8 protein-coding genes and 2 pseudogenes are annotated in these 7,657 nt (G+C 66.8%); 7 read left to right on the top strand and 3 right to left on the bottom strand.

All coding sequences use genetic code 11. The features are described 5' to 3' along the window. The 4 genes and pseudogenes from AC2VOU_RS03570 to AC2VOU_RS03555 form a co-directional block, all read left to right on the top strand. Positions 1-133 (top strand): annotated as a pseudogene (locus AC2VOU_RS03570) (D-alanyl-D-alanine carboxypeptidase); the annotation flags it as partial. Positions 134-178: 45 nt separating this feature from the next. Beyond that, on the top strand, positions 179-1,582 hold the full coding sequence (locus AC2VOU_RS03565; protein ID WP_486956112.1) for a sugar porter family MFS transporter: 1,404 nt from the start codon (positions 179-181) through the stop codon (positions 1,580-1,582). Continuing rightward, positions 1,573-2,715, top strand: coding sequence for an N-acetylglucosamine-6-phosphate deacetylase (gene nagA, locus AC2VOU_RS03560; protein ID WP_486956111.1), 1,143 nt, complete (start codon positions 1,573-1,575; stop codon positions 2,713-2,715). Before AC2VOU_RS03565 ends, nagA begins: the two co-directional genes overlap by 10 nt. 10 nt (positions 2,716-2,725) lie before the next feature. After that, a pseudogene (locus AC2VOU_RS03555) lies at positions 2,726-2,917 on the top strand (DMT family transporter); the annotation flags it as partial. On the opposite strand, the gene yhjD reads toward AC2VOU_RS03555, so the two are convergent. Together yhjD and trpS are read right to left on the bottom strand one after the other, a co-directional pair. Beyond that, the gene (gene yhjD, locus AC2VOU_RS03550) at positions 2,914-3,957 is read right to left on the bottom strand and encodes an inner membrane protein YhjD (protein WP_486956110.1); all 1,044 of its coding nucleotides are present in this window, start codon (positions 3,955-3,957) and stop codon (positions 2,914-2,916) included. The pseudogene AC2VOU_RS03555 and the gene yhjD overlap by 4 nt on opposite strands. Before the next feature lie 9 nt (positions 3,958-3,966). Beyond that, a complete protein-coding gene (gene trpS / locus AC2VOU_RS03545) occupies positions 3,967-4,986 on the bottom strand; it encodes a tryptophan--tRNA ligase (RefSeq protein WP_486956109.1) in 1,020 nt (339 codons plus the stop codon). Between the two features lie 72 nt (positions 4,987-5,058). Here trpS and AC2VOU_RS03540 point away from each other — a divergent pair, with 72 nt between their 5' ends. From AC2VOU_RS03540 to AC2VOU_RS03530, 3 genes are all read left to right on the top strand, one after another. After that, positions 5,059-5,901, top strand: a complete 843-nt coding sequence (locus AC2VOU_RS03540) for an alpha/beta fold hydrolase (RefSeq protein WP_486956108.1) — start codon at positions 5,059-5,061, stop codon at positions 5,899-5,901. 88 nt (positions 5,902-5,989) lie between these two features. Continuing rightward, positions 5,990-6,400 carry a nuclear transport factor 2 family protein gene (locus AC2VOU_RS03535; protein WP_486956107.1) on the top strand — a complete coding sequence of 137 codons (411 nt, stop codon included), beginning with the start codon at positions 5,990-5,992 and terminating at the stop codon, positions 6,398-6,400. A gap of 21 nt (positions 6,401-6,421) precedes the next feature. Next, complete coding sequence (locus AC2VOU_RS03530; RefSeq protein ID WP_486956106.1) at positions 6,422-7,462, top strand: LLM class F420-dependent oxidoreductase; 1,041 nt, start codon at positions 6,422-6,424, stop codon at positions 7,460-7,462. Between the two features lies 1 nt (position 7,463). Here AC2VOU_RS03530 and AC2VOU_RS03525 read toward each other — a convergent pair. Then, on the bottom strand, positions 7,464-7,657 hold a 194-nt coding region (locus AC2VOU_RS03525; RefSeq protein WP_486956105.1), incomplete at its 5' end, for an NADP-dependent isocitrate dehydrogenase.

Raw genomic sequence — 7,657 nt, 5'->3', positions numbered from 1 at the left:
GGCAAACGCGGCCGCGTTGATACCAGCAGCGGACGCCTTGCCGGTTAGGGTCGGCGTCGCGGTGATCGGTACGGTCGTGGTGTTCGGCTTGATCATGGTGGCGCGTTCGACGAACCGACGGCCGCAGCACTAGGCAGCGGCGGGGGGACCGGGGGCGGCCCACCCCGGAGGGGAGAATGTGAGCCGCCTCGGCGAGTCTCTGCAGTCACGGCGCCGATTGCTGATCGGAGTCACCGCGGCGACGCTCGGCATCATCTGCGGCTACGACCTCTCCAACATCGCCGGCGCGCTGCTGTTCATCACCAACGACTTCAACCTCACCGTCCGCAAGCAGGAACTGCTGACCACGATGGTGGTGATCGGCGAGATCTGCGGCGCGCTCAGCGGCGGCTTCCTGGCCAACGCGATCGGGCGCAAGCGGTCGATGATGCTGGTCGCCGGCGGCTATGCGGTGTTCTCGCTGCTGGGCGCCGCGGCGGCGTCCATGCCGTGGCTGATGGCGGCTCGCATGGCGCTCGGCATGACGATCGGGTTGTCCGCCACCGTGACGCCGGTGTTCATCGCCGAATCCGCGCCGGCCCGACTCCGCGGCGCGATGCTGGTCACCTACCAGGTGGCGACCATTCTCGGCATCATCAGCGGCTACCTGTCGGCGTACATGCTGGCGGAGTCGGGCAGCTGGCGGTGGATGCTTGGGCTGGCGTCGGTGCCTGCTCTGCTGGTCCTTCCGCTGTTGGCTTCCACGCCGGACACGGCGCGGTGGTATCTGTTCAAGGGCAGATACGCCGACGCCCGAAAATCGCTGCTGCGGATCGAGCCGAACAGCGATGTCGACGCCGAGCTCGCCGAGATCTCCGAAGCCATGGCCGAAGAGCGGGGCGGATCGATCCTGGAGATGCTGCGCCTGCCCTATCTGCGCGCCACCCTGTTCGTCGTCGGGATCGGCTTCTTCGCCGAGCTGAGCGGCATCAACGGGATCATCTACTACAGCCCGCTGTTGTTCCAGGCCATGGGTTTTCAGGGCAATTTCGCCCTGCTGGTGTTGCCCGCGGTGATGGAGGTGGCGTCATTGGCCGCCGTGCTGACCGCGCTGGTGCTGGTCGACCGGGTCGGCCGCCGGCCTATCCTGCTGTGCGGCATCGCGACGATGATCCTCGGCGACGGGGTGCTGATCGCCGTATTCTCCGCAAAGTCCGACGCGGTGTCCGGTTTCGGATACGCCGGTCTGCTGTTGTTCACCATGGGATTCACCTTCGGCTTCGGCGCACTGGTCTGGGTGTACGCCGGCGAGAGCTTCCCGGCGCACCTGCGATCGCTGGGCTCCAGCGCGATGCTCACCGCGAATCTGTCCGCCAACGCCTTGATCGAGTCCGTGTTCCTGACCATGCTAGACAGCCTCGGCGGCGCCGGCATGTTCGCCGTCTTCGCGGGGATCGCCACTGTCGGGTTCGTTATGGTGTACCGGTTCGCCCCGGAGACCAAGGGCCGACAGCTCGAAGACATCCGCCGCTTCTGGGAAAACAACGGCCGCTGGCCCGATGAAACCACCAGCGCAGCAACGGATGTGTCGGCGTGCCGCTGATCGCCGCCGGGACCGTCGTATTTGATCAAGACCTCTGCCGGCCAGGCTGGGTGCACACCGTGGGCGCGACGATCGTGGGCTGCGGCGCGGGCCCGCCACCGCGATCCCCTGATGTCGACGTGCCGGACGCGACGCTGGTCCCCGGTTTCGTGGACATCCATGTACACGGCGGCGGCGGCGCGTCGTACATCGGCGGCGATGCCTCAGAGGTGGGGCGGGCAGCGGGTTTCCACCGCGCGCGCGGGACGACGGCGACGCTGGCCAGCTTGGTGACGGCGGCGCCGGAAGATCTGCTGGCGGCGGTGCGCAGGCTCGCCGCGGCGACGCGCGACGGCGTGATCGCCGGCATTCATCTGGAGGGGCCGTGGCTGAGCAGCGCGCACTGCGGGGCCCACGACCGCACCCAGATGCGTGACGCCACACCGGCCGAGGTCGACGCGCTGCTGACCGCCGGCGACGGGGCGATCAGGATGGTCACCCTGGCACCCGAGCGCCGCGGCAGCGACGACGCGATCACCCGGCTGGTCGACGCCGGAGTGATTGTGGCGCTTGGCCATACGGATGCGACCTACGAGCAGACCCGGCACGCGATCGGACTGGGTGCCACCGTCGGCACGCATCTGTTCAATGCCATGCGGCCGTTGCGCCACCGCGACCCGGGTCCCGTTGCGGCCCTGCTGGAGGATCCCCGGGTAACGGTGGAGTTGATCGCCGACGGCGTCCACATCCACCCCGCGGTGATGCACACGACCGTTCAGGCCGCGGGCGCCGGCCGGATCGCGCTGGTCACCGACGCCACCGCCGCGGCCGGCGCGAGCGACGGTCGATATCGGCTGGGCTCGGTCGCCGTTGAGGTGCTCGACGGCATCGCGCGGGTGCACGGCACCTCGACGATCGCCGGGAGCACCGCGACCATGGATCGAATCTTCGGCGTGGCCGCCCGCCTCGGCACCGACCGCGACGCCGCGCTGATCGCGGCGGTGCGGATGACGTCGACGACGCCGGCCCGGGTGCTCGGGCTGGAGCGGGCCGGCGCTCTGCGGGTGGGCGGCGACGCCAATCTTGTTCTGCTGGGTCCGGATTACACGAAATGCCGGGTGATGTCCGGGGGCGAATGGGTCGACGAAGGTTGAGAATTGGCGTGCGATGGCAGGACTGGCGTTTGCGATGCGCACCCTGCCCACCGGAACCAGCTACGCGGTCTGGGTCGGCATCGGCGCGGTGCTCACCATCGGGTACGCGCCGCTGACCGGTGAAGAGACCGCCTCGCCGGTCAAAGTATTGCTGATGGCCGGTGTGGTCGGCTGCATCGCCGGGCTGAAGCTGGTCGGCTAGTCCTCTTTTTCGCGGCGGATCAGACGCGAAAGCCCTAGTGCGCCAACGGCGCCCACCACCACAGCGGTCATCGCCTGCCGCGCCTTGAGACCGTCGGCCGGGGGCAACTTGGGGATGTTCACTGCGATCTCGGGTACTTCGGGCGCCGGCTCTTCGCGGTCCACCGGCGGTTGGCCATTCGATGTCGCCGCCCACGCCGTCGCAAAAAGCAGCAGCCGCGCGGTGATGTAGGCGAACACCATCAGCCCCAGCACCGGACCGAAGGTGGCGCCGGCCGGACTGCGCAGCACCGACCTCAGGTAGATGGTTCCCACCACCATGAACAGCTCAAAGCCGATCTCCGCGAGCAACGCCGCCCGAACCGAACTACGAAAGTTGACCGGCTCTCGCGGTAGCCGAGCGATCATCCAGCTGAACACCAACCACGACAACAGAAATGACACCACTACCGACGCGGCTCGCAGGACCGCGTCCAACACCGGCAGGCCGTGCAGACCCACGAGGTGCAACAGCCGGGCCATCGGCGCCGCACCCGCCAGCGCACTGAGTGCCACCATCGCGAAGATCGCGATGAACGACGACACCATCGCCCCCAGATCGGAGATTTTGGTGCGCAGGTATCCGCGCGAACCGTCGGCCTGGCGCCACATTTCGGTCAGCGCGACCCGCAGATTGCTCATCCAGTTCAGCCCCACCCACACCGCGACGGCCAAACCGATCACTCCGACCGACGCCCGCGCTTCGATCGCCGAATTCATCAGGTCGAGCATCTGCTGCCCCAACGCACCGGGCACCGCGTGCCTGACCTTGTCGTCGATCGCTTGCAGCATGTCGGGCCGGCGCGCGAGCAGAAACCCGGCGGCGCTGAAACCGACCATCAGCAAGGGGAACAACGCGAAAATCGTGTAGTAGGTCAGACCGGCCGCGAAGAAATTGCCCCGGCAGTCGTCGAACCAGTCGTTGGCCCGCATCGCGTGGTCGAACCATGCGTACCGGGTCCGCAGTCGATCGAGAATCCCTGGCTTGGCCGGATCGGTCATGACAACCAGCTAGGGACGTCTCGGCAGGAATCCGAGCCGGTCATAGACGCGGTCGATCGTCTTGGCGGCGACGTCCTCGGCCCGTGCCGCACCTGCGGCCAGCACTGCCTCCAATTCGGTTGGGTCGGCGAGCAATTCGTCGACCCGGGTCTTGATCGGGGTCACGAACTCGACGACGGCTTCCGCGGTGTCCTTCTTCAGGTCGCCGTAACCCCTTCCGGTATAACTGTCGACCAGCTTGCCGATGTCGACGCCGGTGACTGCGGACTGAATGGTCAGCAGGTTCGAGATGCCGGCTTTGGTCTCCGGGTCGTAGCGAATCTCCCGCTCGCTGTCGGTCACCGCGGAACGAATCTTCTTGGCGGACAGCGCCGGAAGGTCGAGCAAGCTGATCAGGCCCGCATCGGTGGCGGCGGACTTGCTCATCTTCGACGACGGGTCCTGCAGATCGTAGATCTTTGCGGTGGCCTTGGGAATCAGGACCTCGGGAACCACGAATGTGTCCGGGTAGCGGCTGTTGAACCGCTGCGCGACGTCGCGGGCCAGCTCCAGGTGCTGGCGTTGGTCCTCGCCGACCGGCACCAACTCGGCGTCGTAGGCCAGCACATCGGCGGCCTGCAGCACCGGATAGGTGAACAGACCCACAGTCGTGGCGTCACTGCCCTGACGCGTCGATTTGTCCTTGAACTGGGTCATCCGGGACGCCTGACCGAACCCGGTGAAACAGCCGAGCACCCAGGCCAACTGCGCGTGGGCCGGGACATGGCTCTGCACGAAGATCGTGCTGCGGGCCGGGTCGACGCCCAGTGCCAGATATTGGGCGGCGGTGAGCAGGGTGCGACGCCGAAGTGTCTCCGGATCCTGCGGAATCGTGATGGCATGTAAATCGACGACGCAGAAGAACGCGTCGTGGTCGTCTTGCATCTGGGCCCACTGGCTGACTGCCCCCAGCGCATTTCCCAGATGGAGCGAATCGGAGGTGGGCTGTACACCGGAGAAAACCCGGCTGGATCGAGAGGCGGTAGTCATGGTGGTCCAATCTTTTCACGCCGCGACCGGCACTTCTTGCAGTACCGCCGGTATCGCCTTTACTGTCGCTGCATGACCAACCGCGCGCCCATTCATCTCGGCTCCGGCGAACCGGTCCTACTTCTGCATCCGTTCCTGATCTCGCAGCTGGTCTGGAACGACGTCGCCCGGCAACTGGCCGACACCGGCTCTTACGAGGTCTTCGCCCCGACGATGGCGGGCCACCACGGCGGCCCCAAGTCCGGCACCTGGTTTCTGAGCTCGGCGGTGCTGGCCGACCACGTCGAGCGACAGCTGGACCAATTGGGTTGGGAAACCGCCCATATCGTCGGCAATTCACTCGGCGGCTGGGTGGCGTTCGAGCTGGAGCGCCGCGGACGGGCCCGCACCGTCACCGGTATCGCCCCCGCCGGCGGCTGGACCCGCTGGGCCCCGGCCAAGTTCGAGGTGATCGCGAAGTTCGTGTCGGGCATGCCGTTCTGGGCATTCGCCCGGTTACTGGGGCCCAGGGCGCTAGGCCTCCCATTCACCCGGCAACTGGCCACGCTGCCGATCAGCGGGACACCCGACGGTGTCACCGACGAACACCTGGCGGCCATCGTCGACGACGTGGCGCACTGCCCGGCCTACTTCCAGCTGCTGGTCAAGTCGCTGCTGCAGCCGGGACTGCTCGAACTGGCCCAGACCGCGGTACCCGCGCATTTGGTGCTCTGCCAGAAGGACCGGGTGTTCCCCGCGCCGCGCTCGCACCGCTACTTTCAGGCCCAGTTGCCCCCGGGAACCCGAATCACCGAACTCGACGGCGTCGGGCACATCCCGATGTTCGAGGCACCGGCCCGAGTCACCGCGGTGATCGCAGACTTCTTGTCCGAGTACATCGAGCGCCCGCACGCGGTCGATCCGCCGGCCAGCTAGCAGGGCGATCACCGGCACGACGCCAGGCCCATCGAACGCTCTACTGTCGAGCACACTTACCCAACCAATTGAGCATTCGAGGTCTCCGATGCATCCCTTCCGCAAGGCGGTCGAAGAGCACGACGAGGCGGCCATCGCGGCCCTGCTCGCCGACGACGTCGTGTTCACCAGCCCGGTGGCGTTCAAGCCTTACGAGGGCAAGCCGATCACCGCGGCGATCCTGACCGGCGTGCTGCGGGTCTTCGAGAACTTCCGCTACGTGCGCGAAATCCACGACGGCGACAACCACGCGCTGGAGTTCGAGACCGGCATCGTGGGTGCGCCCGATGTGACCGTCAACGGCTGCGACTTCATCCACGTCAACGACGACGGCCTGATCGATGACTTTAAGGTGATGGTGCGACCGCTTTCCGGTGCGAAGGCGTTGTCCGAAGCGATGGCCGCACAGTTTCCGCGAATCCAGTCCGAAGCCGTCGAACTGGCCAACCAGTTCACTTAGAGCCATAGGGAGCAGCCAGACATGCGAATCGGACTAGGGATCAACTACGCGGGCGGCTTCAAGGAGGTGGCCGCCGAAGTGGCCGACCTCGAACGTGCCGGGCTGGACATCGTCTTCGTCCCCGAGGCGTATTCGTACGACGCGGTGAGTGCGCTCGGTTATCTGGCGGCCAGCACCGATCGTGTCGAGCTTGCGTCGGGCATCCTCCAGCTTTACACCCGCACGCCCACGCTGACCGCGATGACCGCAGCCGGTCTGGACTACGTCTCCGACGGCCGATACACCCTGGGCTTGGGCGCTTCGGGCCCTCAGGTCATCGAAGGTTTCCACGGCGTTCGCTATGACGCTCCGATCGCGCGCACCCGCGAGGTCATCGAGATCTGCCGCCAGGTGTGGCGTCGCGAGAAGCTGCAGTATCAGGGCGAGCACTACGAGATCCCGCTGCCCGCCGGCAAGGGCACCGGCCTGGGCAAGTCGTTGAAGCTGATCAATAAGCCCGTGCGGGAACGTATCCCGATATTGATCGCGGCACTGGGACCGAAGAACGTCGAGCTGGCCGCTGAGCTCGCCGAAGGTTGGCAGCCCATCTTCTTCCTGCCGGAGAAGGCGCAGGATGTCTGGGGCAAAGCCCTGGACGCCGGCCGGGCCAAGCGTGACCCCGCCCTGGGCGACCTCGAGGTCTTCGCCGGGCCGACCCTGGCGATCGGCGACAACGTCGAGCCGCTGAGGGAAATCGTCAAGCCACATCTGGCGCTCTACATCGGCGGCATGGGCGCCAAGGGCAAGAACTTCTACCACACGCTGGCCACCCGGTACGGCTACGGACCGCAAGCAGACCGGATCCAGGAGCTCTACCTGGCCGGCGACAAGGAAGCAGCCGCCAAGGCGGTGCCTGACGACCTGGTGCGCGACGTCTCGCTGATCGGGTCGCCGGGATTCGTCAAGGAACGGATCGCCGCGTTCCGGGAGGCCGGGGTGACGACGCTGAACGTGGTGCCGGTCGCCGCCACCGCCCACGAGCGCGTCAAGCTGATCGAGACGCTGCGCGGCCTGGTGGACTGAATCAGCCCCGCGCAGCCGCCAGCGCCTCGTTGAACGTCTTGCTCGGCCGCATGACCGCGGTGACCTTGGCGTCGTCGAGTAGGTAGTAGCCGCCGATATCCGCCGGTGCGCCCTGCGCCTCGGCGAGTTCGGAGACGATCGCGTCCTCGTCCTTGGCAAGCTCGTCGGCCAGCGCGGCGAAATGCGTCCGCAGTT

The sequence above is a fragment of the Mycobacterium sp. TH-M25 genome, assembly GCF_057473665.1.
This window is presented reverse-complemented; position numbering and strand designations above follow the sequence as displayed.

Bases quoted from the DNA above. Each gene is read 5' to 3' on its own strand.
- yhjD (WP_486956110.1), bottom strand. From the start codon at position 3,957: ATGACCGATCCGGCCAAGCCAGGGATTCTCGATCGACTGCGGACCCGG.
- trpS (WP_486956109.1), bottom strand. From the start codon at position 4,986: ATGACTACCGCCTCTCGATCCAGCCGGGTTTTCTCCGGTGTACAGCCC.
- AC2VOU_RS03540 (WP_486956108.1), top strand. From the start codon at position 5,059: ATGACCAACCGCGCGCCCATTCATCTCGGCTCCGGCGAACCGGTCCTA.
- AC2VOU_RS03535 (WP_486956107.1), top strand. From the start codon at position 5,990: ATGCATCCCTTCCGCAAGGCGGTCGAAGAGCACGACGAGGCGGCCATC.
- AC2VOU_RS03530 (WP_486956106.1), top strand. From the start codon at position 6,422: ATGCGAATCGGACTAGGGATCAACTACGCGGGCGGCTTCAAGGAGGTG.